Annotated in this window: 22 protein-coding genes; 10 read left to right on the top strand and 12 right to left on the bottom strand. The window is 38.3% G+C overall.

Annotated features, from left to right (window positions below):
• The first annotated feature begins 15 nt into the window (after positions 1-15).
• The 5 genes from ytxJ to metK all read left to right on the top strand — a co-directional run bounded on the left by ytxJ (position 16) and on the right by metK (position 4,596).
• The gene (gene ytxJ / locus ACST15_RS11505; protein WP_459454803.1) at positions 16-348 is read left to right on the top strand and encodes a bacillithiol system redox-active protein YtxJ; all 333 of its coding nucleotides are present in this window, start codon (positions 16-18) and stop codon (positions 346-348) included.
• Between the two features lies 1 nt (position 349).
• Positions 350-1,183 carry a hypothetical protein gene (locus tag ACST15_RS11500; RefSeq protein WP_459454802.1) on the top strand — a complete coding sequence of 278 codons (834 nt, stop codon included), beginning with the start codon at positions 350-352 and terminating at the stop codon, positions 1,181-1,183.
• 6 nt (positions 1,184-1,189) lie between these two features.
• The gene (gene lipA, locus ACST15_RS11495; protein WP_459454801.1) at positions 1,190-2,059 is read left to right on the top strand and encodes a lipoyl synthase; all 870 of its coding nucleotides are present in this window, start codon (positions 1,190-1,192) and stop codon (positions 2,057-2,059) included.
• 6 nt (positions 2,060-2,065) lie between these two features.
• Positions 2,066-3,247, top strand: coding sequence for a lycopene cyclase family protein (locus ACST15_RS11490; RefSeq protein ID WP_459454800.1), 1,182 nt, complete (start codon positions 2,066-2,068; stop codon positions 3,245-3,247).
• 92 nt (positions 3,248-3,339) lie between these two features.
• Positions 3,340-4,596, top strand: a complete 1,257-nt coding sequence (gene metK / locus ACST15_RS11485) for a methionine adenosyltransferase (protein WP_459454799.1) — start codon at positions 3,340-3,342, stop codon at positions 4,594-4,596.
• A gap of 64 nt (positions 4,597-4,660) precedes the next feature.
• Here metK and ACST15_RS11480 read toward each other — a convergent pair whose 3' ends face one another.
• Both ACST15_RS11480 and ACST15_RS11475 read right to left on the bottom strand, forming a co-directional pair.
• Positions 4,661-4,996 (bottom strand): HPF/RaiA family ribosome-associated protein, encoded by a 336-nt coding sequence (locus tag ACST15_RS11480; RefSeq protein WP_459454798.1) that lies wholly within the window; start codon positions 4,994-4,996, stop codon positions 4,661-4,663.
• A 184-nt stretch (positions 4,997-5,180) separates the two neighbouring features.
• Positions 5,181-6,857, bottom strand: a complete 1,677-nt coding sequence (locus tag ACST15_RS11475; RefSeq protein ID WP_459454797.1) for a VRR-NUC domain-containing protein — start codon at positions 6,855-6,857, stop codon at positions 5,181-5,183.
• A 162-nt stretch (positions 6,858-7,019) separates the two neighbouring features.
• On the opposite strand from ACST15_RS11475, the gene ACST15_RS11470 reads away from it, so the two are divergent.
• The 4 genes from ACST15_RS11470 (at position 7,020) to ACST15_RS11455 (ending at position 11,864) form a co-directional block, all read left to right on the top strand.
• Positions 7,020-8,210, top strand: coding sequence for a phosphoglycerate kinase (locus tag ACST15_RS11470; protein WP_459454796.1), 1,191 nt, complete (start codon positions 7,020-7,022; stop codon positions 8,208-8,210).
• A gap of 92 nt (positions 8,211-8,302) precedes the next feature.
• Positions 8,303-10,759: a bifunctional UDP-N-acetylmuramoyl-tripeptide:D-alanyl-D-alanine ligase/alanine racemase gene (locus tag ACST15_RS11465; protein WP_459454795.1), complete on the top strand. Its 2,457-nt coding sequence runs from the start codon at positions 8,303-8,305 to the stop codon at positions 10,757-10,759.
• 385 nt (positions 10,760-11,144) lie between these two features.
• On the top strand, positions 11,145-11,507 hold the full coding sequence (locus ACST15_RS11460; protein WP_459454794.1) for an ArsR/SmtB family transcription factor: 363 nt from the start codon (positions 11,145-11,147) through the stop codon (positions 11,505-11,507).
• Between the two features lie 21 nt (positions 11,508-11,528).
• Complete coding sequence (locus ACST15_RS11455) at positions 11,529-11,864, top strand: hypothetical protein (protein WP_459454793.1); 336 nt, start codon at positions 11,529-11,531, stop codon at positions 11,862-11,864.
• Positions 11,865-11,943: 79 nt separating this feature from the next.
• On the opposite strand, the gene fumC is transcribed toward ACST15_RS11455, so the two are convergent.
• Positions 11,944-13,347 (bottom strand): class II fumarate hydratase, encoded by a 1,404-nt coding sequence (gene fumC / locus ACST15_RS11450; RefSeq protein WP_459454792.1) that lies wholly within the window; start codon positions 13,345-13,347, stop codon positions 11,944-11,946.
• An 89-nt stretch (positions 13,348-13,436) separates the two neighbouring features.
• Here fumC and ACST15_RS11445 point away from each other — a divergent pair, with 89 nt between their 5' ends.
• Entirely contained in the window at positions 13,437-13,787 is a 351-nt protein-coding gene (locus tag ACST15_RS11445) for a Spx/MgsR family RNA polymerase-binding regulatory protein (protein WP_459454791.1), read from the top strand.
• 28 nt (positions 13,788-13,815) lie between these two features.
• On the opposite strand, the gene ACST15_RS11440 is transcribed toward ACST15_RS11445, so the two are convergent.
• The 9 genes from ACST15_RS11440 to ACST15_RS11400 form a co-directional block, all read right to left on the bottom strand.
• Positions 13,816-14,445 carry a trimeric intracellular cation channel family protein gene (locus ACST15_RS11440; protein WP_459454790.1) on the bottom strand — a complete coding sequence of 210 codons (630 nt, stop codon included), beginning with the start codon at positions 14,443-14,445 and terminating at the stop codon, positions 13,816-13,818.
• A gap of 135 nt (positions 14,446-14,580) precedes the next feature.
• Entirely contained in the window at positions 14,581-14,853 is a 273-nt protein-coding gene (locus tag ACST15_RS11435; protein ID WP_459454789.1) for a DUF4242 domain-containing protein, read from the bottom strand.
• Positions 14,854-15,205: 352 nt separating this feature from the next.
• Positions 15,206-16,525, bottom strand: coding sequence for an ABC transporter permease (locus tag ACST15_RS11430; protein WP_459454788.1), 1,320 nt, complete (start codon positions 16,523-16,525; stop codon positions 15,206-15,208).
• Between the two features lie 10 nt (positions 16,526-16,535).
• Complete coding sequence (locus ACST15_RS11425) at positions 16,536-17,444, bottom strand: ABC transporter ATP-binding protein (RefSeq protein WP_459454787.1); 909 nt, start codon at positions 17,442-17,444, stop codon at positions 16,536-16,538.
• Between the two features lie 98 nt (positions 17,445-17,542).
• Positions 17,543-17,956, bottom strand: coding sequence for a hypothetical protein (locus ACST15_RS11420; RefSeq protein WP_459454786.1), 414 nt, complete (start codon positions 17,954-17,956; stop codon positions 17,543-17,545).
• 99 nt (positions 17,957-18,055) lie between these two features.
• A complete protein-coding gene (locus ACST15_RS11415) occupies positions 18,056-18,592 on the bottom strand; it encodes a TrmH family RNA methyltransferase (RefSeq protein WP_459454785.1) in 537 nt (178 codons plus the stop codon).
• A gap of 15 nt (positions 18,593-18,607) precedes the next feature.
• Positions 18,608-19,588, bottom strand: coding sequence for an acyl-ACP desaturase (locus ACST15_RS11410; protein ID WP_459454784.1), 981 nt, complete (start codon positions 19,586-19,588; stop codon positions 18,608-18,610).
• A gap of 66 nt (positions 19,589-19,654) precedes the next feature.
• Complete coding sequence (locus ACST15_RS11405) at positions 19,655-21,169, bottom strand: glycoside hydrolase family 32 protein (RefSeq protein WP_459454783.1); 1,515 nt, start codon at positions 21,167-21,169, stop codon at positions 19,655-19,657.
• Entirely contained in the window at positions 21,135-21,947 is an 813-nt protein-coding gene (locus ACST15_RS11400) for a UDP-2,3-diacylglucosamine diphosphatase (RefSeq protein WP_459454782.1), read from the bottom strand. Before ACST15_RS11400 ends, ACST15_RS11405 begins: the two co-directional genes overlap by 35 nt.
• Between the last annotated feature and the right edge of the window lie 23 nt (positions 21,948-21,970).

Raw genomic sequence — 21,970 nt, 5'->3', positions numbered from 1 at the left:
ACCTGCATCATTCTTATGAACTGGAATACCTTAAACGAAGCTCAACAAATTGATCAAATCTTAGAAGATTCTCAAAAACAAGCCATTGTCATTTTCAAACACAGCACCCGTTGTTCCATCTCGGCTACTTCCTTAAATCGATTAGAAAGAGCCTGGGATCAAGAAAATACACCGGCATATTTGTTAGATTTAATTGCTTTTCGCCCTATTTCTAATCAAATTGCTGAAACTTTTCAAGTGGAACATCAATCTCCACAACTTTTGGTGATTGATGGAGGTAAGTGTACTTATCATGCCTCTCATTGGGACATATCCAATGAGGATTTGAAACCATATATTAGCCGTTAACATGAAGCAGGCTTTACCTAAGTATGTATTAGCGCTTTTATTGATGCCCAATCTATTGTGGGCACAACGAAGCGGCAGTGCTAGTTCAACGACTAGTCCCAATTCAACCCCGAGTAAAGCCATAAATTCCAATACAACAGCCAACAAAAATTGGAGCCAAAGTTCTCTGACTGAAAGAGGAACCTGGGCTATTGGATTAACAACTACTACCAATTCCGGCATTTTTGGTGGACTGAATTTGCGAAAATCTTGGAATAGAAATCCGAATCGACAACCCATAATCGGTTTAGATATTGTGAATTTGAAAGATTACCGTGAGTTCACCTCCCCTTTTTCCTACAATGGGCGAAACTACATTGAAGGAAAATTAAATAACCTTTTGATTGTAAGACCTGAATTTGGCATGCAATGGATGTTATTTAAAAAATCCAGTGAAGGGGGGGCAGCCCTGAAGGGCATTTTGGCTACCGGACCTAGTCTTGGTATGCAAATCCCATATTATGTGGATGTATCCTTTCTAGATCCCAATACCGGAAGGACCATCATTAAATCCATTCCCTATACTCAGACGCTAAGCAATACTACAGGAAGGTCCGTAATCATTGGCGAAGGAGGCTATTTTGCAGGAAGCAGCGATGCTAAAATGGTCCCAGGTTGGCATTTAAAATCAGGTTTTGATATTGAACTAAATACCATAAAACATAATTATTTAAGTTTGGAAGTAGGCTTTATTGTGGATGTATTTCAAAATCCAGTGGAAATTCTTAACCAAACTAACCAAAGATCAGTTTACACAACTGGTTACTTAACTTTCTTCTTTGGAAGAACATATTGACATAAGATGATTGAATTACCGCAAATAAATCCAGCAGCTAACACAAGAAAACCAGATTGGCTTCGTGTAAAACTTCCTATTGGTGAAAAGTACACCAACGTCAGGAAGATTGTGGATGAATATAAATTACATACGATTTGTCAATCGGGAAATTGCCCTAATATGGGGGAATGTTGGGGTGAGGGTACCGCTACTTTCATGATTTTGGGAAATGTATGTACTCGGTCTTGTACTTTTTGTGCCGTAGCAACTGGTAGACCCCCAGAATATGACGAGGATGAGCCAAGGCGTGTAGCTGAGGCCATTCGATTGATGAAAGTAAAACATGCTGTTATTACCTCGGTCAATCGAGATGAACTGAAAGATAAGGGTGCCGAAATCTGGTATCAAACGGTACGAGCTGTCAAAGAGAGCACACCTCAGACAACCATTGAGACCTTAATTCCTGATACCAAAGGAAACTGGGATGCCTTAATTCGTATGATTGAAGCGGGTCAAGAAGTAGTTTCCCACAACATGGAAACCGTTGCTAGCCTTTATCGTTATGTACGTCCTCAGGCTAAATATGAACGAAGCTTGGAACAAATCCGTCGCACCAAAGATTTTGGTAAACGAACAAAATCTGGCATCATGTTGGGATTAGGGGAAAGCAAAGAAGAAGTTTTTAAGGCCATGGATGATTTAGTGGCGCATGGTTTGGATGTTTTAACCCTAGGGCAATATTTACAACCTACTAAAATGCACCATGAGGTGATTGAATGGATACATCCGGATACCTTTGCCATGTATAAAGAAGAAGGACTGAAAAGAGGATTAGCCTATGTAGAATCTGGAGCATTGGTTCGTTCTAGTTATCATGCGGAACGCCATATTTAATGCCTCATGAGTGTTGCTCCACTTTCCAGTAAGTCGTATCGATACATTTTCGCTGGAGGTGGTATGTCTGCCTTATCCTTAGTTTATTACCTAAGCCAAAGCTCCAGAGCCCAGGAGCCAATGCTAATCATTGACCCTTCCTTAAAATTAGTCAACGATAAAACCTGGTGTTATTGGTCCGATCAGTCAGAAGAGTTTGATGGAATAGCCCAAAAAAGTTGGAAAAACTTATGGTTTCATGGTCCAAAAGGAAATAGTATCGCATTGGATATTGCCCCCTTTGAGTACCATAAAATTCGAAGTATAGATTGGTATCGATTTATCAAAAAACGATTAAGTCAATTCCCAAACATTGAATTTTTAGAAGCAGAGGTAACAGAAATCATTCCAGAAAAAAAGGGTGCACGCGTATGTTGTACCCAAGGCGAATTTATCGCCACAGATAAAGTATTTGATTCCATTTCCCCTTATCCTTGTGAAATCAATAATCCCAATCACCTAAAACAGCATTTTTTAGGATGGGAGATAGAATGCCATTTCCCTATTTTTAAACCAGAGGCAATTAATTTATTTGATTTCCGAGTAGCCCAAGGCACTGAATGTGAATTTATGTACGTGCTTCCTACCAGTAAAAAAAATGCCCTATTTGAATACACTTTTTTCTCATCTCAGGTAAGAGAAGCTGGCTTTTACCAAGATAAAATCAAATCCTATATACAAGCCTATTATAATTTAAGTGAGGAAGACTTTCAAATTAAAGAAGAGGAAAAAGGGATTATTCCAATGTGTTTGGACACAAGAGCAAGTCAAAAAGTAGCCGAACCCATCATCCGAATTGGCACCTCGGGGGGCTTTGTGAAGGCATCCACAGGATATAGCTTTTTACGCACCCAACGAATTAACCAAGCTTTGGTTAAAGAATTGGAAAAAGCTAATTCTAGCCGCCTAGTTTTACCTAACAATCCATTCAAAACCTGGCTAGATAAAATCTTCATACAAGTACTCTTAGAACAATCCGTAGCGGGAAGCGAGGTTTTTGAGGCCTTATTTCAAAAAAACAAAGGAAGTAAAATGCTCCGTTTTTTGGATGAAAAAACTAGTTTTTGGGAGGATATTAGCCTGATGGCAACTGTTCCAACGCTACCTTTTATCCGAGCTGTATACCATTTAATAAGTCACTCAAAATAAGTATTCAAAAGCCCAAATTGCATTTGTGGCTTCGTAAGATAAATTGTATTTTTGTCAGAATTTTAACATCAAACATATAAACTGTTTCGCCAATGGCATACTTATTCACGTCGGAATCGGTATCTGAAGGACATCCGGACAAGGTGGCCGATCAAATCTCAGATGCACTCATAGATCATTTCATGGCTTTTGATCCTACTTCCAAAGTAGCTTGTGAAACACTTGTAACAACAGGGCAGGTCATTTTAGCTGGTGAAGTCAAAACTAATACTTACTTAGACGTACAAGCTATTGCGCGTGAGGTGATTCGTAAAATTGGATATACCAAATCAGAATACATGTTTGAAGCTAACTCATGTGGTATTTTATCTGCTATCCATGAACAATCGGCTGACATTAACCAAGGTGTAGAACGTGCTAAGCCTGAAGAGCAAGGTGCTGGAGACCAAGGAATGATGTTTGGTTTTGCTACCAAGGAAACAGATAATTACATGCCTTTGGCATTGGATTTAGCTCATAAAATTCTTCAAGAATTATCTTTCATACGAAATAATGAGCCAGGTTTAATTGGCTATTTACGTCCAGACGCTAAATCACAAGTTACCATTGAATATTCAGATGATCATGTACCACAGCGCATAGACACTATCGTTGTTTCAACACAGCATGATGATTTTGCCGCTGAACCAGAAATGTTAGCTAAAATCAAAAAAGATATCGTTGAAATAGTGATACCTCGTGTGAAAGCTAGCTTAAAGCCTGAATTGCAGGCCTTGTTTAACGATGCAATCACCTACCACATTAACCCAACAGGTAAATTTGTAATCGGTGGTCCACACGGAGATACAGGTCTTACAGGCCGCAAGATTATCGTAGATACCTACGGAGGAAAAGGAGCTCACGGTGGTGGCGCATTTTCAGGAAAAGATCCATCTAAAGTAGACCGTTCAGCAGCCTATGCTACGCGTCACATCGCCAAGAACTTAGTGGCAGCTGGTTTATGTGATCAGGTATTAGTTCAAGTCTCTTATGCGATTGGTGTTGCTAAGCCTTGCGGTTTATTCATCGATACCTATGGTACTGCCAAAGTAAACATGACAGATGGTGAAATCGCTAAAAAAGTAGAGGAGATTTTTGATATGCGTCCTTATTTCATCGAACAACGATTGAAATTAAGAAACCCGATGTATTCAGAAACAGCTGCTTATGGCCACATGGGACGTAAAAACGAAGTTGTTAATAAATCCTTCGTGGGTCCTAACGGAGTAACCATCAATAAAGAAGTTGAATTATTTACTTGGGAAAAATTAGATTATGTGGATGCGGTAAAAACGGCCTTCCAGATTTAATTTAACTCATGTTATGCATAAAAAAAGGGGACCATAAGTCCCCTTTTTACATTTCATATTCAGACTATTCTGATATATCAATAGCCGTTTTGGCTGCTTTCACTTGGGTTATTTTTGCCTTAAATCGTTTAATCTGCTCCGCAATGGCATTTAACGCTAAATCCAAGGCTTCTTCAAAAGACCTAGCTTTCTCTTTCACAAACAAGATGGCTCCAGGTACAGCAATTTTAATTTCAAGTAACTTTTCTTTGACTTTCCCCTCCCCTTGTTCTAATTTAAGAAATACCTCTCCGCTGGTTATTCGATCATAAAAGGTTTCTAATTTGTTCAACTTAGCTTGGATACTCTCGACTAATTTACGATCCGCTGTAAAGTGGATGGCATGAACTTGCACTTTCATAAGCTTGAAATTTAAAGGTGAAATAATGCTTTGGGAATCCGACAAAGCCTACAACATAAAGAACGTTCTAGATTCATGTGAAATGTAGAATATTTTCAAAACGATGTCAAGCATTTCATCAATAATTTTACAAATATGCTCTAGACCAAGAAAAAATAGTGCTAAATTCCAAAATCTGGCCATTTTAAACCCATTCCACCCGTATGACTCGGATGGAAATAGCATGCTGACGGAAGAAATCATGCCAAAAATATTGAATAGCCGATAGGTGATCATTGGGAGATTTCACCTCCACCAATGCGTATTCCTCTCCTTTTTGGATAAATAAATCAGGAAAGCCTTTGGCGTGCGTCGCTAAATTCCGCCATAAATAATTCACAACTTCCAGTAAAGCAGGGCGAGGAATCACCCCAACCAAGCGCTGAATTAATTCAAAATCTAAATTTTGCCAATCCACTAAAGGATTCATTTTTCCTTGATTTCGCGCTGCATTTTGCTGTAAAAAGCTTAGCCATTGTTCGGTATCATCCAAAAGTGGCAATAAACTTTGAAATTCCTCCTGTAAATCCAAAGCAAAATTTTCCCGAGCATAATGACTGGGGGCATATTGAAATGGATGATGAAAACCTGTTTTATTTTGATGAAAAATCAAATCCCAAAACCAAAGTCCTATCAAATTTTTCCAAACACGATTCTCGGTAAAAGCGGCATAATAACCTTGATTCCTAAAATAATCGGCAACTCCCTCCTCTACCCGATCTTTCCAATCTATTGAAATCATTAATTTCTCTGCTTCCTTCAAACTAGCTGTCACTTGCTTTACCTGTTTTTTTGATTCTTGCTTCCAAAGAAAATCTTCAAAAAAATGTCTTTCCCTTGGATTAGTAATCAATTCCAAGCCTGTTCTAGCCCACATTTTAGCCTCATCCAAACGTTTTAGTTTGACCAATAAACGCACACGCCTTTCCAAGGATGCGCCAGCTAAACTCTCCTCATATAAGGATAGGGCTAATTCTAATTCCCCTTGTCGCTCCAGCCATCGAGCCACATGAAACAGAGTACGCTCAAAACTGCCTATGCACAATTCCAATAGTTCTGGCACCAAGGGCCACATATTCAACTGCCAACTGGCCATCACTTCTTCGATAGCATGATCCTCCTTTGACTTCTCAAAAAACCATTCACGCCAAATACTGATGCGCCACTTCTGAATAGCTTCCTCTCGATTTGAAAAATAAGGCACTAAATCGGCCTCATCAATCTCGATGAATTGTCGATGCCCTAAATCACGAACCACAAAGTCAGTTAAATCATGATTTCGGCTACCAAAAAACAAAAACTGAATGAAATGAAAATAGGTAGTCTGTAATGGCCTAATTAGGCTAATTTGCAAGTCTTCAAGGCGTGATAATACATCCTCTTCACTTAAATTGTCAAGGATAAATTGAACCAAATGTGGCTTAGAGACTGATTTAGGCAGAGGACTTTTTTCTCCGGGCACCTGTAACAGTTGAAAACAAATGGTTTTATTTAAATTGCTTAGACAAGTGTATACCGACTGATCTTCGCTCTGACCTATTCGTTCCAATAAATTCATATGAAACAATGCTGTCTTTGCCTCTTCTAAATCAGGAATTTCAGGATAATGGATCAAATCTTCCTGAAACCAAAGGGTTCTCCTAGAAGCCAATCGTAAATACAAACATTGAGCCGAAAAGGAAGAACTCTCAAAAGTCTGAATGAAAGCTTGCTCTCGCTCGTCTAAAAGTAAGGCATAATGATTTGCTACATAGCGTAGTACATATTGAAAATATTCCCAATAATAAGTAGGAGACAAATTGGGTGTGGGACTATTATCCATGTGCTGAGAAACTTCCAAAGGGTAAAAATTGTACTATTCGACTATTAATTTCGAGATTTTCAACAGAAAATTAGATTTTTTCAACAATTAACAAAACTTGGGTATATTTGCCTGCCTTATCTGAGGCATACGTATCCACTTACAATTTGAAACAAAAATAGTATGCAAACAGTCGCCAATTTCAATTTTTCTGGTAAAAAAGCCTTAGTTCGTGTTGATTTTAATGTCCCTTTAAACGAAAGGTACGAAATCACCGACGATACGCGTATAAAAGCCACGATCCCTACCATTCAGAAAATTCTGAAAGATGGAGGGTCGGTAATTTTGATGTCACACTTAGGTAGACCGAAAGATGGTCCAACAGAAAAGTATTCATTGAAACACTTGGTGACACCTTTGTCTATTGTTTTTGGTATCAAAGTAAAATTTGCTCCGGATTGTATCGGTGAAGAGGCTGCTCAATTAGCCAGTGAACTTCAGGCAGGAGAAATTCTTTTATTAGAAAACCTTCGTTTTTACAAGGAGGAAGAAAAAGGTGATGAGGAATTTGCTAAGAAACTAGCCTCTTTAGGTAATGTTTGGGTAAATGATGCCTTTGGTACGGCCCACCGTGCTCATGCTTCTACGGCTGTCATGGGTAAATTCTTGCAGGACCGAGTTAGTGGATATGTGATGCAAGCCGAAATTGATAACGCTAAAAAAATCTTAGAATTTGCCGATAGACCTTTTACCGCTATCATGGGTGGTTCTAAAATTTCAGATAAAATCTTGATCATTGAACAGTTACTAGATAAAGTTGACAATTTGATCATTGGTGGAGGTATGACCTATACCTTTTCTTTAGCACAAGGAGGAAAAATTGGAAAATCGATTTCTGAACCAGATAAAGTAGATTTGGCCAAAAGTTTATTAGAAAAAGCAAAAGCAAAAGGTGTGAATTTATACATGCCAGTAGATAATGTCGTGGCAGATGATTTTAGTAATTCCGCCAACAGACAGACTGTTAATCGTGGAGAAATTCCTGATGGTTGGGAAGGCTTAGATATTGGACCAAAGTCCATTGAACTATTCCAACAAGTTATTGCTGAATCAAAAACAATCTTATGGAATGGACCTATGGGAGTATTTGAATTCCCTAATTTTGCCAAAGGAACCAATGCCATTGCTGATGCAGTAGTAAAAGCCACTGAAGAAAATGGTGCATTTTCTTTGATTGGCGGTGGAGATTCCGCTTCGGCTATTAATAACGCAGGATATGGCGACCGCGTTAGTTACGTTTCTACAGGTGGAGGAGCCTTATTAGAGTACATGGAAGGTAAAGTTTTACCTGGTGTAGCAGCCTTAGAAGCTTAAGCCTCATATAAAATTTGAAAATAGCTGGAAAGGCGAGGGATGTATTCCTCGCCTTTTTGTATTTTAGCTAATTGTCAATTTGACTTGCATACATGATTCATTTTTCTTCACCTACCCAATTAAAATCAAGCATCTTAAGTCTTGATAGCCGCCAGATATATTTACCCCAACAAACGGCATTTTTTGCCGTCAGAGGAGTGCATCATGATGGACATCAATACATTGAACCTTTATACCATTTAGGTATCCGAGAATTCATTGTTGAACGTGATGCCTGGTCTGGATTATTGGCTGAAAAAGCCAAAAAATGGACACAGGCTGATTTTTGGATAGTCGAAAGTAGTATCAATTGCCTTCAGGAAATTGCCAGTATTCATCGGAAGAGCTTTTCTATTCCGGTTATTGGCATTACGGGTTCCAATGGTAAAACAACTTGCAAAGAATGGTTAGCTACTTTGTTACAAAGTAAATTTTCTGTGGTGAAGAGTCCCAAAAGTTTTAATTCCCAAATTGGCGTTCCATTGTCGGTCTGGGGTTTGAAAGCTCAACACCAGATAGCCATTTTTGAAGCAGGTATTTCCCGAGTGGGAGAAATGGAACGTATAGAAAAAATCATTCAACCTACTTGGGGGATATTCACGCATTTTGGGGAAGCCCATGGGCAAAATTTTGAATCAGAACATCAAAAACTTCAGGAAAAGATTAAGCTTTTTTCAGGGGTTGAAAAATTAGTATACCGATGCAAAAACAAAGAAAATGATGCGATAAAGGCAGAAATGCAATCCATAAATCCTCAGGCAGAGCTCATTGCTTGGAGTACAGAAGATATAGCTAATTGCTTGTTTGTCTATTGGAAAATTGGGGCCAAGGAAACACATATTCGAATAAAAAAACCGGCACAAAGTGAGGCTTTCTTAGACGTAAAAACAGAGTTGACCGATGAAGCATATTTAGAAAACCTGTGCCACTGCCTCATCATGGCACATGTGGCTGGTCTAAGCGCAGAAGAAATCCAAGCTAGAACCAAATGGATTCGCCCTATTTCCATGCGCTTAGAAATCAAAGAAGGACTAAGGAATAATCAAATTATCGACGATTCATATAATAACGATCTGGATGGCTTACAATTAGCCCTCCCGCTGCTCAAAAAATATGAACATAAAAAGCGGGTACTGATCATCAGTGACTTCATCGAAGCTGGAATTCCGGCACAGGAACTATATCCCAAAATTGCTACCTTACTTCAATCTCAAAAAATTGATCAATTAATAGGTGTAGGCGATCAATTGATTAAGTATCAAGAATCATTTCAAGAAATTGAGGTTTTTTATAATACAGAAGACCTAATTACTAGCGGAATTCTGCATCAAATTAGTGATGCTGTCATTCTATTAAAAGGAGCAAGAAAATTCAACTTTGAGCAAATAACCCAATTACTCGAAACTAAAACGCATTGCACGAAACTAGAAGTCAATTTAGATGCTCTACAAAACAACCTGACCTATTTTAAGGAAACCATAGGACCAGATACTAAATTGATGGTCATGGTTAAGGCTTTTGCCTATGGTGCGGGTGCCATTGAAATAGCACAAGTATTGCAGCAACAAGGCATTGATTACTTAGCCGTTGCATATACGGACGAAGGAGTACAACTACGAAAAAATGGAATATACTGCCCTATTATGGTCATGAATCCACAAATCGGTGAACTAGATAGTCTAAGTAATTACGCGCTTGAACCGGAAGTATATTCCATGACCATGTTAGAAGCTATCGATGAATATAGCCATGCCCATAACAAAAGCATAAAAATTCATCTTAAATTAGATACGGGCATGAAACGACTGGGCTTTAGTCCAGATCAATGCAAAGAATTAACGAAAAAAATAGCCAGTATGCCTCAAGTATGGGTAGCTAGTATACTTAGTCATTTAGTGGCATCAGAGTCACAAAAACATCAAAAATTCACTGAAAAACAAGTCGAATTGTTTGATAAAATGACCCTAAAAATCATTCAAACACTGGGCTATACCCCTTTAAGACATATTGCTAATTCTGCAGCCATTAAAAATTACCCTCAGGCTCGCTATGAAATGGTTCGTTTAGGCATCAGTTTGTACGGAATTTCGGAAAATAAAATTGAAAAGAAATCTTTGGAAAATGTATTAACCTTAAAAACCTACATATCACAGATCAAAGAGATTAAGAAAAATGAAACCATTGGTTACGGAAGAAAAGGAAAATTAAAGTCGAATGGCCGCATTGCAACGTTGGCTTTAGGCTATGCAGATGGCTATGCTAGAAGCCTAGGAATGGGCAAAGGTTTGTTCGAAATCAATGGATACTTATGTCCAACGGTTGGCTCTATTTGCATGGATATGTGCATGGTAGATATTAGCCATTTACCCTTGGTAAAGGAAGGAGATGAAGCCATAGCCTTTGGCGGAAAAATACAATTAACTGATTTGGCACATCAAGCAAAAACGATTCCTTATGAGTTAATGACTAACATCAGTGAACGGGTAAAAAGAGTCTACGTTAAAAATTAAAAAATAAAGAAAGATCCGAAACATTTAGGGTACTAAGCCAAGTTTAAAACACCAATACCTCAGAAAAAATTCTGGGGTATTTTTTTGTTCCAAAGAAGCACATTAAAGAAAAAAAAATAGCTGTGGTTTTAACAAAGCTGCCCAAATGAAAATTGATAAAGATTTCACCAATCAAAAATCAAGCATTGTAGACTCAAAACATTATTTAGCATTAAAACTAATTAATATCATCGATTCTACTAATTAATTAGCAAAACAGGTAAATATAATTATCTATTTCGCTAATTAATTGTTTGATAAGCTAAATATTCTACCTACAACTTAATTAGAAGCCTATTTTGGATAATATCTTGGAATGTACTAAATTAGCTAAATAGATAAATTTATGATGCAAGTAGAGGCTATAGCCAAAGCTTTGGGTGATGAATCAAGGCGTAAGATTATAGAGCTTTTAAAAGATGGAGAGCTGCCTGCCAGTACCATTTTTGAACAGTTTAGCTACGCTGCCCCTACTATTTCTAGGCACCTGTCTGTCTTGAAAGAGGCGGGATTAGTGAGCACTCGTCGGAATGGAGTGTTCATATATTATTCCTTAGAAAAGGAAGCCTTACAAATGATTCAAAACTGGTTAACCACCCTCCTAGGGACTCCTGTGGAGAAAGTAAAATCAAGCCCTAAGGAGCGGATCCAAAAACCAAAAATTAAAACAGAAAGTAATCCCTTTGAGAAATTTCAAAGCGAATTTTAATCTTAGAATAATACTAATTTAATGAAACGATTTGTCATCATCATTCGGGGGCCAGTAGCCGGAATTTCAGGAGAAAATTCCCTAGCCAAAGAGGAGGAATTGGAGCAAATTAGAACGTGGCTGAAAGGATTAAAATCCACCTATGAAGACATGTTGTATCAGAAATTTTCAGGCCAACAATTGCACTTGTCGGCAAGCGGAACATTGGAATCCAAATGGATCAATCAAATTGACGGCGGAGAAATTTCACAAATAGTGACCTTGATTTTATCCGACTGGGAAGAAGCTCAGCGAATTGCCGCAAGTTTTCCCTTTGTTAATCCTTTTTACAGCATTGAACTACGAGAAATGGCTTAAAGCATAAAAAAATGCCCCATACATTGCGTATGGGGCATTTTTCATATAAATCGCTGAGAATCGCGTATTTAAGAGCTAATTACAGATTAATTTCTCCTACCATATTCTCAGGGCGAACCCACTCATCAAACTCCTCAGCACTTAAATAACCTAGGGAAATCGCTGTTTCCTTTAAGGTAGAGCCATTTTTATGGGCCGTTTGGGCAATTTCAGCGGCTTTGTAATAACCAATCTTCGTATTCAATGCAGTAACAAGCATCAAGGAATTATTTACGTGCTTTTGAATGTTCTCTTTCAATGGTTCGATACCCACGGCACACTTATCATTGAAAGCCACACATACATCTCCTATCAATCGAGCCGAGTGCAAGAAATTATAAATCATGACTGGCTTAAATACATTGAGTTCAAAATGACCGGAAGCTCCCCCGATATTAATAGCTACATCATTACCTAAAACTTGTGCGGCCACCATGGTCATTGCCTCACACTGCGTAGGATTTACTTTACCAGGCATGATGGATGAACCTGGTTCATTATCTGGAATATAAATCTCACCAATCCCTGAACGCGGACCAGAGGATAACATACGCACATCGTTACCAATTTTCATTAAACTAACAGCAACGGTCTTTAAGGCTCCGTGAGCTTCTACAATTGCATCATGAGCAGCCAAGGCCTCAAACTTATTTTCAGCCGTTCTAAATGGCAATCCTGTTAGTGTAGCAATGTGTTTGGCAACATTTTCTGAATAACCTGCTGGTGTATTGATACCTGTTCCTACCGCAGTACCACCTAGCGCTAATTCGCTTAAGTGGTCTAAAATATTTTGAATGGCCTTTAAACCGTGGTTTAATTGGGAAACATAGCCTGAAAACTCCTGACCTAAGGTCAATGGAGTAGCATCCATGAAGTGCGTACGACCAATCTTCACCACATCCTTAAATGCTTTAGCTTTAGCAGCCAAAGTATCACGTAATTTAGTAATGCCTGGAATGGTTGTTTCCATCAAAATTTGATAGGCTGCAATGTGCATGGCCGTTGGGAAAGTATCATTAGATGACTGGGATTTATTCACGTCATCATTGGGATGAACCACCTTCTTCTCATCCATCAAATTTCCACCTTGTAACACATGGGCACGGTAGGCAATAACCTCATTGCAATTCATATTAGATTGCGTCCCTGAACCTGTCTGCCATACCACCAATGGGAATTGATCTGCCCATTGACCCGCCAAAATTTCATCACATACTTGGGCAATTAAGTCTTTTTTTGTCCCATCCAAAACACCAGCTTCAAAATTCGTGATGGCTGCTGCTTTTTTCAAGTAGGCAAAGGCACGAATAATCTCTTTAGGCATTTTATTAATGTCTTGAGCAATGGGAAAATTCTCAATGGAACGCTGGGTTTGTGCACCCCAATACACGTGTGCAGGCACTTTCACCTGACCCATAGTATCTTTTTCTATTCTATACTCCATAAGGTAGCTTTGTGTTAAATTTGTAAGGAAAAAACAAAAATACCACCAAATCAAACAAGTCGCACACCTTTTTAAAATAAATAGCTATTATGATCACCATTTACGGAATTCCCGCTTGCAATACCATGAAAAAGGCCTTTGAATATTTAAAAAACCAAGGTGTTTCTTATGAATTTCATGATTACAAAAAGAAAGGAATCAGCCCAGAAACCTTAATGCTCTTTTTAGAAAAACTGGGCCCTGCCACGGTATTGAATAAAAATGGAAGTACCTACAAGCAATTGGATGATTCCACCAAAAAAAATCTAGAAAACACTGATGCCCTTTTTGAATTTCTGCAACAAAAAACCTCTGCCATCAAAAGACCTATTATGGTAGATGGCCAAAAAATCATAGCTGGTTTTGATGAGATAAAACTGGCGGCCTGGTTGAACTTATAAGCTTAAAAAAGCCTAATAGTCAAAACATTTATTTCTCCTTTTGGGATTGTATAGAAGGTAAAACAGGTAAATGCAAATGCAAGCGAAAGGCTAAAATCCTTACCGTAATGACTACCGATGCGGCCACCATTTCAGTTAAAGGGACCGAAAGCTCGAAATATTGGCAAGTAAAATAGACCAATCCTCCTGCAACACATGCCAAAGCGTAAATATCTTTACGTAATAAAAGAGGGACTTCGTTTAACAATACATCCCTCAATAAACCTCCCACAGAACCTGTGATGGTTCCCATGACGATACAAACCCAAAATGGCAATTGGGCGTCGATCGACTTACTAATTCCAACGATAGTAACTAAACCTAAACCTATCGCATCAAATAAAAATAGGGTATTCCACCACTTAACCAATTGATCTTTCAATAAAAGCATGGCAATGAAAGCCAGGGCTGTAATCAAGAAATATCGACTATCTAACATCCAAAAGGGCCGAATACCCAACAGTAAATCTCGCACCGTTCCACCTCCAATTGCCGTAACTAAGCCTATGATATAGGCTCCAAACCAATCAATTTGCTTTCCTGATGCCAATCGTATTCCACTGACAGCAAAAGCAAAGGTTCCGATGAAATCAATTAAAATGGTGAAATAGTTTTCCAAGGAATAATAATGGTTTTTGAGCGAATTGTTGGCTCAAATTACGCAGTTATTAGGCATAAATCCACGGAATTGATCAATAAAATGATACCAAGCACCCTTTCAAGCCCTGGTATCATTAAGGCAAATTTGACGAAACTAATCGGCGGTAGCAGGGTCTATGATGGTAAATACTTCACTCACCAAATTGGCAGGAAAACCACCTAGACGCGCATGTTCCATGATCATTTCTGGATTAGGAGCCTTGTATACACAATAAATTTTATCCCCAGTCACATAACTTTGAAGCCATTTGATCTCAGGACCTAATTCTTTCAGAACACTGCAGGAGGTTTGCGAAATTGATTTTAATTGATCGTTGGTGAGATTTCCTGCTCCAGGAATTTCTCTTTCAATAAGGTAAGTTGCCATGATTAATTATTATAGAACATATTGCGCCTACTCGAAACGGTTTTCAGCATTCCCGGAAAGCACCTGCAGAAATCAACTAACAAAATAAATAATCTATCTTGCTCAAATACAGGCATTTACAAACAAAATATAGGATACTTTAAGAAATTTAGCAAGTGTTCTAATACACAAAAGCATATTAAATCATTTTTTCAAGCAAAAATGCTATTCAAATGCATTAATCATTTATTAAAAGGTATGCCGTTGGATAAATATCCAATTCTTGAATAACAAAAAAGAGCTAAGGTATACCAAAGCTCTTTTTAACCACTGAGTCAAATATGTATTAATGAGTTTACTTCGATTTAATTCATTAAGCCTTATAAAACACCCATTTGCTGATTTCTTTCCAAGTCATTTTCTTACCATACATCAATATTCCTACACGATAAATTCGAGAAGATAACCAACTGCATGCTAAGAAACCTGCGACCAATAGCACCATAGAAAGCACAATCTCCCATGCGGGTACTCCATAGGGCAAACGAACCATCATATTGATTGGTGAGGTAAATGGAATAATCGAGGCCCAAAATGCCACATTACTATCTGGATCTTGCATAGTAAATTGTGCCAAAATAAAGGCTAAAATAATTGGAATCATCACGGGGAAGGTGAATTGCTGGGCTTCTGATGCGCTTTCTACCGCCGAACCAATAGCTGCAAATAAAGAGCTGTATAACAAATAGCCAAACAGAAAATAAAAGAAGAATGAGCCTAAAAGCAGGGGAATATTGGTGCTTTCAATCAACTTATTTACTTCTGCCATGGGTTGGGAACTAGATTCTGCTTTCGCAACACTTTTCTTTAACTCTTCTGAATTTGTGGTATTAGCAACTGTGGCCATTCGTGATGGGGCATTATATAGTTTACTCGTAGCCGTAGACAAGCCTATGGTCAATACAATCCAGAGTAAAAACTGGGTTAATCCCACCAGACCTACACCCAATATCTTACCCAACATGAGTTGATAGGGCTTAATGGATGAAATAATTACCTCAATAATTCTGTTACTTTTCTCTTCAATGACGCCATTCATGACTTGAGAGCCATAAAGTAATAAGGTCAAATAGAGCAAAAACCCTAGGAAAGCCGCCAAAATCATAGCACCTCCAGAACTGGAGGTAGTCTCCTCTCCTTGCTTAGAAACAGTTATGGTATCACTGGAAATATCCACTTGGGTTTCTTTGTATTTTACCGTGGAAATACCCGCATTTCGAAGTAAAATCTCCCTTACTTTATTTTGTACCATGCGTTCGATATCATTCTTCAATGACAAGCTTAAATTCTTTTCAGAGTAAATTTTAAGACCTTCTGGATTCTTTAAAATATCTGCCGGAATAGCTGCAAATGCATCAAATCCTTGTTTATCAAAGGATTTCTTAATTTGATTGACATCACCTTTCAATAACTTAAAAGCAATCTCTTTATCAGCTAAATCATTTTGCTCAAATAATCCACTTCCATCCCAAATGGCGACCTGCTTTACTTCTTTATCACGTGTTGCCAACCAGATAGGAACGGCATAAATAGCCGTTAATAACAATGGTGCCGCTAGAGATGCTATCCAAAAGGATTTCTTGCTCACTCGAGTCAAATACTCCCTTTTTATTACTAATAATATCTTGTTCATGTTGATGCGATTAATTGGTTTCTTTAACTACTTGGATAAAAATATCATTGAAGGAAGGAATCAATTCTTGGAATTTTTGAACCTGAACCTGATGGATCAATTGGCCCAAAAGTTGATTAGGACTTGTACCTTCTTGTAACTTAAAAATACCTTTCTTGGAATTTGCATCCCCTGACATTTCTAAACTCACCAGGTCCACACCGGTAAAATCTTGTGTTAAATCTCCCTCAAACAAGACCTCAAACTGATGTGCCTTAAATCTATTCCTAACTTCATTTTTTTCGCCTCTTAAAACCACTTTGGAGTGATTAATCAAGGCAATGGAATCACATAGTTCTTCCACCGATTCCATCCTGTGAGTAGAAAACAAAATACTGGTACCACGTTCTTTTAATGCCAAAATCTCATCCTTCAATAGGTTGGCATTGATGGGGTCAAAACCCGAGAATGGCTCATCTAGAATCAATAATTTGGGTTCATGCACCACCGTAGAAATAAACTGAGTCTTCTGCTGCATTCCTTTTGATAAATCATCTACCTGCTTATCCCACCAATCTTTTATGTCCAAACGAATAAACCAATCCTTCAATCGAGCAATGGACTCTTGTCGGGAAAGTCCTTTTAATTGCGCCAAATAAATCAACTGCTCTCCTACTTTCATCTTCTTGTACAAACCTCGTTCCTCGGGAAGATAACCGATTTGTTCCACATGCTTGGAGGACAACTTTTCTCCATCAAAGAGAATTTGTCCTTCGTCAGGAGCTGTAATTTGCGTGATGATGCGAATCAATGACGTTTTTCCTGCACCGTTGGGTCCTAATAATCCAAAGATTTTGCCTTTGGGTATCTCAAGACTTACCTGGTCTAAGGCCACATGGCTGGAATAACGTTTTACAACGTCTTGAATAGATAATATCATGTTAGGGTATGTTAAATTTCAACTAAAATAAAAAATGCGTTCATCCCATTTTTGAAAAAACGGATGAACGCAAAATTATCGGGATAAATGAGATAGCTTTATTTCGCTACCACAGTTCTTTTCTTTTTAGCTGGAGCAGCAGCTACCTTAGATTTAACTGGAGCTTTTTGGGGAGAACTTGAAACAGGGACTGCAGCTTCCGTACTGATTACTTTATTTCCACGAGTCAATAAGGCAATTTGTTTGTCTTTAGCTGCTTTTTTAGCTATTTTCTCTTTCTTTTTTGCCTCCTTTTCAATTTGTTTCTTGGCTTTTTTGGCTTCCTTTTCCTTCAGTACCGCCAAGGCTTTCACCTGTTGGTCCTTCAATTTTTGAAATTTCTTAACAATGATGGCTATAGCCTTATCGGCAGTATTGACCATTTTCTTAGCATTCTTATCATTTAAGCCATTTAATTTAGGCAAAATAGATAAGGCTAGTTGTTCCATTAATGATTTATCAGCTTTGCTCATATATTTTAATTACTAAAGACCTAAATCTAGAAAAGAATTACAGTAATAAAAATTTATTTGTGTTAAGTTTTTCAACAAAAAGATAAATAAGAATGAATCTTATTTAAACTGTGTTTTTGAGACAAAATCCCAAACCACAATTCCTAGGCTGACGGATACATTCAGGGAATGTTTGGTACCAAATTGAGGAATCTCTAAACAGATTTCACTAGCAGAAATCCATTCATCCTGCACTCCGAAAACTTCATTTCCAAACACAAAGGCATATTTAGCCCCTTTTTCTGGTACAAATTCTTGAAGAGATTGTGAAAATGCCACCTGCTCCACTGATATAATCTTATACCCTTGGGATTGTAATCTCGAAATACAATCGGAAGCTGTGGCGCAATACTCCCAATCCACCGATTCATCGGCTCCCAAGGCCGTCTTCGTAATCTCCCTATGTGGTGGCTGAGCACTGATACCGCAAAGGTAAATTTTCTCACAACAAAAAGCATCGGCTGTCCTGAAGGCAGAACCTATATTATTCATGCTTCGAATATCATCCATGACAAGCACATAAGGGAATTTTTCCAATGCTTTAAAGGCTGGAACATCGAGCCGATTGAGCTCGTCCATGGATAACTTCTTCGACATATTTTTTTGAATTAATTAAGCAATCCAAGTAAATGGATAAGCCAATTCAGGTATTTTGATGCGGTCAGCTAAGCGCTCTAAACGAGCTGGCAAAGCGGCTACATAATCTCTCGCCTTTTCTGCGGCATCATTTAAGCCTGTGATTTTCTCCACATTCCAATCTTCAATCAGACCTTGCATAATAGTCACATAGTCTTGGGTTGTATAAACACCTATGCGCTGAGCGGCATCTGAAAAATGCTCAAATAATGAACTTTTCTGTCCATTAATCTCCCGTAAAAAATGTGCCGGCATAACGATCTTCTTTTTCATCATGTCTGCAAAAGCCAACATCATTTCTGAAGGATCTAACTTAAAGATTTCCGTTACAAATCGACGATACGCCTTGGCATGACGGAGTTCATCCGCAGCAATTTGAGCACACATACGAGATAATTGAGGATTACCATGCTGCTTGGCTAAAGAGGCTGTTCTACGGTGAGAAATATTGGTTGCCATCTCTTGAAAAGAGGTATAAACGAAATTTCGATAAGGATCAGAGGATGTACCAATATCAAAACCATCTGAAATTAAATACTGGGTAGAAACAGCCATAGCCCGCATGTCTACTTTACCAGAAAGGTATAAATAGGTACTCAATAAATTTCCATGGCGGTTTTCTTCGGCTGTCCAGCTACGAATCCACTGAACCCATCCTTGTCCTTGATCCTCTACCTGATTCACCGAATCCATTGCCATTAACCAAGACTCATACGTAGGCAAAGCTTCCTCGGTAATGGTATCTCCAATCAATACTGCCCAATAATCATAGGGTAACTCCTGTGCCGCTTCCTGAAGTAATTTAACTTCACTCAAAAAGTTTTCTTTCGTAGAATCAGGTAACATATCAGAAGGCTGCCAATTGGATTCAATTGGATTCAAATACTCTTGGACATAAGCGTCCATATTTTTGGCAAGTTCAGACATGACCTCCACACGATTAGCAAATTGAGACATGGGATTTTGTTGGGTTTGAATTGTTAAATTAAACGAAGATACAAAATTAATATGGGCTAATTGTCCTTATTTGACCTCCCAAATTGTAATTTGTTTTAAGTCTAATTTACCATTCTCAGAGAAGATGGATAGATTTTCCTTGCTAGACAGCGGAAATCGAAGGGAGGAAATCGCCACGGTTCCATCTTGTGCCAAAAGCTCTAACATGGAATGATCCACCAAGACTTTCAAGTGTTTAGGCTTGCCCTCCACCATATTAGCGGCATCTACTTTGAAAAAACCAGGACTCAATATTTTTCCTGAATGGGAACGATCAATACTCCATTGTTTTTTAATTTCATCAAAAACAAGCAAGGTGTATTCCTGTGGATTATCCAAGGATTGCCACCTTAAGCCCCATCGATCTCCCCTACTTTCTTCCACTTCCAAATCAATGAGGTAAGATTTCCCTTGCAAAAGTTTCATTCCACTTAAGATTTTAGGCTTTGAAATAGACAGGTCTTTGGCTTGAAAACTTGGTTCTAAAAGATTAAAATCAGGTTGAAATTCCTGTTTTAATCGTAAGCCTTCTTGCGTGTCAATTAAGCTTAATTTCCTAAGCGAGGACATTTGACCCTTCCAAGGATAAGTGGGTTGTTCTTTGGCATATTGCCAACTTAATGCCCAACCTAACCATAATACATCCTTGGTAGCAGTTTGATAAAAGGGAATAGCTGCATAAAAATCTTTGCCAAAATCTACGTACAATTTAGTCTCCCTTGGATTTTCATTTATGAAGGTCTTACCATTAAATTCTCCCACAAAATATTGCATCCCCACAAAACCCTTTTGTACACCTTGAGAAGAATTAAATAAGACCCATTTGCTTTCTTGTTCTTTACCTACAATGGGTAATTCCACCAAAGATGGGCATTCCCAAATCATGTCCAATTCCCCTTGATTACTGAATTCACTTAACAGTTCCCAATTCAATAAATTTTTGGATCCGTAAAACTGCACTGATCGCTCTAAAGGCTTCGCAACTGACATAACAAATTGCTTGGAAGCTTGATGCCAAATGATATTGGGATCCCGAAAATTCAAGAGTTGTATATCTAAAATGGGATTTTTTGCATATTTCTTCCAAGTTAAACCCTCATCATTGGAATAAGCTAAATGTTGCTCCTGCTTTTTATTGGGGTAATCGGCCGTATAAATGGCCACCAATAGGTCCTTATTAGGGTCTCCTAAGCCAGAAACATGCTCTTTATCCCAAACCACACAACCTGAAAAAATATATTCATCTCCATGGGGAATAGCGATAGGCAGTTCTTCCCAATGTAGCATATCCTTACTTCGGGCATGTCCCCAACTCATATTTCCCCAATCATTCCCTTTCGGGTTATGTTGAAAAAACAGGTGATAGTAACCTTTGAAAAATATCAAACCATTAGGGTCATTTGTCCAATTCATTTTAGGAGAAAAATGAATGGAAGGGCGCCATTGTTCGGTTGGACTTTGACCTAAAATAGTCAAAGAAATGAGCAGCAAAATGCTGGAAAATAAACTACGAAGCTGAATACTTTTGGAAAGAATTTTCATGAGCGTCAATACGTAAAAAGTAAGCATTACATAATGCTGGACTAAACCAATCCCCTAAGTTATAATAAGTAGCATCACTTCCTAGTTCCCAGGCAATCGGATGATGCCGATGGCCAAAAATATACGCGGATGAAACTTGTTGTTGACTTAGGTCTTTTTGATATTGCTCTTGAACATATTGAAGAATATAATCCGTCTCCGGATGAAAGGGCACTTCTCCTTGGCTTATCGCCTGGGTTTTTCGCGTATTTGACCAAGCATGGGCTAAACGAATCCCCAAATCTGGATGCAACCAACGAAATAAAAACTGAGCCAATTTATTCGTGAATACCTGTTTCAATGCCTTATATCCGTAATCTCCCGGCCCCAATCCATCACCATGCCCTATGAATATCGATTTTACTGAAGCGTCGCTAAATGCTAAATGAAAGCGCTCAGGTTGTCGATAAATCTTGGCCGATAGTTCATCTTGCAAATAATCATACATCCACAAATCATGATTACCCACAAAAATATGAAGTTCAATACCCGCATCAGATAAATCGGCGAGTTTACCTAAAAATCGAACAAAGCCTTTGGGAACAGCTTTTCGGTATTCAAACCAAAAATCAAACAAATCACCCAATAAAAACACAGCTTGGGCATCTTGTTTGATTTGATTTAGCCAATCCAATAAATAAGCTTCTCGCGCTCGGCTTTCCTTTTCATTCGGAAAACCCAAATGAAAATCAGAGGCGAAATAGACTTTTTTACCAGCAGCTACTTGAATATGTTTCATAAAAAAAGGGGTGGCCAAGCCAC

This window comes from Aquirufa sp. Wall-65K1 (genome assembly GCF_054558475.1).
The sequence above is the reverse complement of the archived record's forward strand: the minus strand, read 5'-3'. Positions and strand labels throughout refer to the sequence as shown.

Bases quoted from the DNA above. Each gene is read 5' to 3' on its own strand.
- ytxJ (WP_459454803.1), top strand. From the start codon at position 16: ATGAACTGGAATACCTTAAACGAAGCTCAACAAATTGATCAAATCTTA.
- ACST15_RS11500 (WP_459454802.1), top strand. From the start codon at position 350: ATGAAGCAGGCTTTACCTAAGTATGTATTAGCGCTTTTATTGATGCCC.
- lipA (WP_459454801.1), top strand. From the start codon at position 1,190: ATGATTGAATTACCGCAAATAAATCCAGCAGCTAACACAAGAAAACCA.
- ACST15_RS11490 (WP_459454800.1), top strand. From the start codon at position 2,066: ATGAGTGTTGCTCCACTTTCCAGTAAGTCGTATCGATACATTTTCGCT.
- metK (WP_459454799.1), top strand. From the start codon at position 3,340: ATGGCATACTTATTCACGTCGGAATCGGTATCTGAAGGACATCCGGAC.
- ACST15_RS11480 (WP_459454798.1), bottom strand. From the start codon at position 4,996: ATGAAAGTGCAAGTTCATGCCATCCACTTTACAGCGGATCGTAAATTA.
- ACST15_RS11475 (WP_459454797.1), bottom strand. From the start codon at position 6,857: ATGGATAATAGTCCCACACCCAATTTGTCTCCTACTTATTATTGGGAA.
- ACST15_RS11470 (WP_459454796.1), top strand. From the start codon at position 7,020: ATGCAAACAGTCGCCAATTTCAATTTTTCTGGTAAAAAAGCCTTAGTT.
- ACST15_RS11465 (WP_459454795.1), top strand. From the start codon at position 8,303: ATGATTCATTTTTCTTCACCTACCCAATTAAAATCAAGCATCTTAAGT.
- ACST15_RS11460 (WP_459454794.1), top strand. From the start codon at position 11,145: ATGATGCAAGTAGAGGCTATAGCCAAAGCTTTGGGTGATGAATCAAGG.
- ACST15_RS11455 (WP_459454793.1), top strand. From the start codon at position 11,529: ATGAAACGATTTGTCATCATCATTCGGGGGCCAGTAGCCGGAATTTCA.
- fumC (WP_459454792.1), bottom strand. From the start codon at position 13,347: ATGGAGTATAGAATAGAAAAAGATACTATGGGTCAGGTGAAAGTGCCT.
- ACST15_RS11445 (WP_459454791.1), top strand. From the start codon at position 13,437: ATGATCACCATTTACGGAATTCCCGCTTGCAATACCATGAAAAAGGCC.
- ACST15_RS11435 (WP_459454789.1), bottom strand. From the start codon at position 14,853: ATGGCAACTTACCTTATTGAAAGAGAAATTCCTGGAGCAGGAAATCTC.
- ACST15_RS11430 (WP_459454788.1), bottom strand. From the start codon at position 16,525: ATGAACAAGATATTATTAGTAATAAAAAGGGAGTATTTGACTCGAGTG.
- ACST15_RS11425 (WP_459454787.1), bottom strand. From the start codon at position 17,444: ATGATATTATCTATTCAAGACGTTGTAAAACGTTATTCCAGCCATGTG.
- ACST15_RS11420 (WP_459454786.1), bottom strand. From the start codon at position 17,956: ATGAGCAAAGCTGATAAATCATTAATGGAACAACTAGCCTTATCTATT.
- ACST15_RS11415 (WP_459454785.1), bottom strand. From the start codon at position 18,592: ATGTCGAAGAAGTTATCCATGGACGAGCTCAATCGGCTCGATGTTCCA.
- ACST15_RS11410 (WP_459454784.1), bottom strand. From the start codon at position 19,588: ATGTCTCAATTTGCTAATCGTGTGGAGGTCATGTCTGAACTTGCCAAA.
- ACST15_RS11405 (WP_459454783.1), bottom strand. From the start codon at position 21,169: ATGAAAATTCTTTCCAAAAGTATTCAGCTTCGTAGTTTATTTTCCAGC.
- ACST15_RS11400 (WP_459454782.1), bottom strand. From the start codon at position 21,947: ATGAAACATATTCAAGTAGCTGCTGGTAAAAAAGTCTATTTCGCCTCT.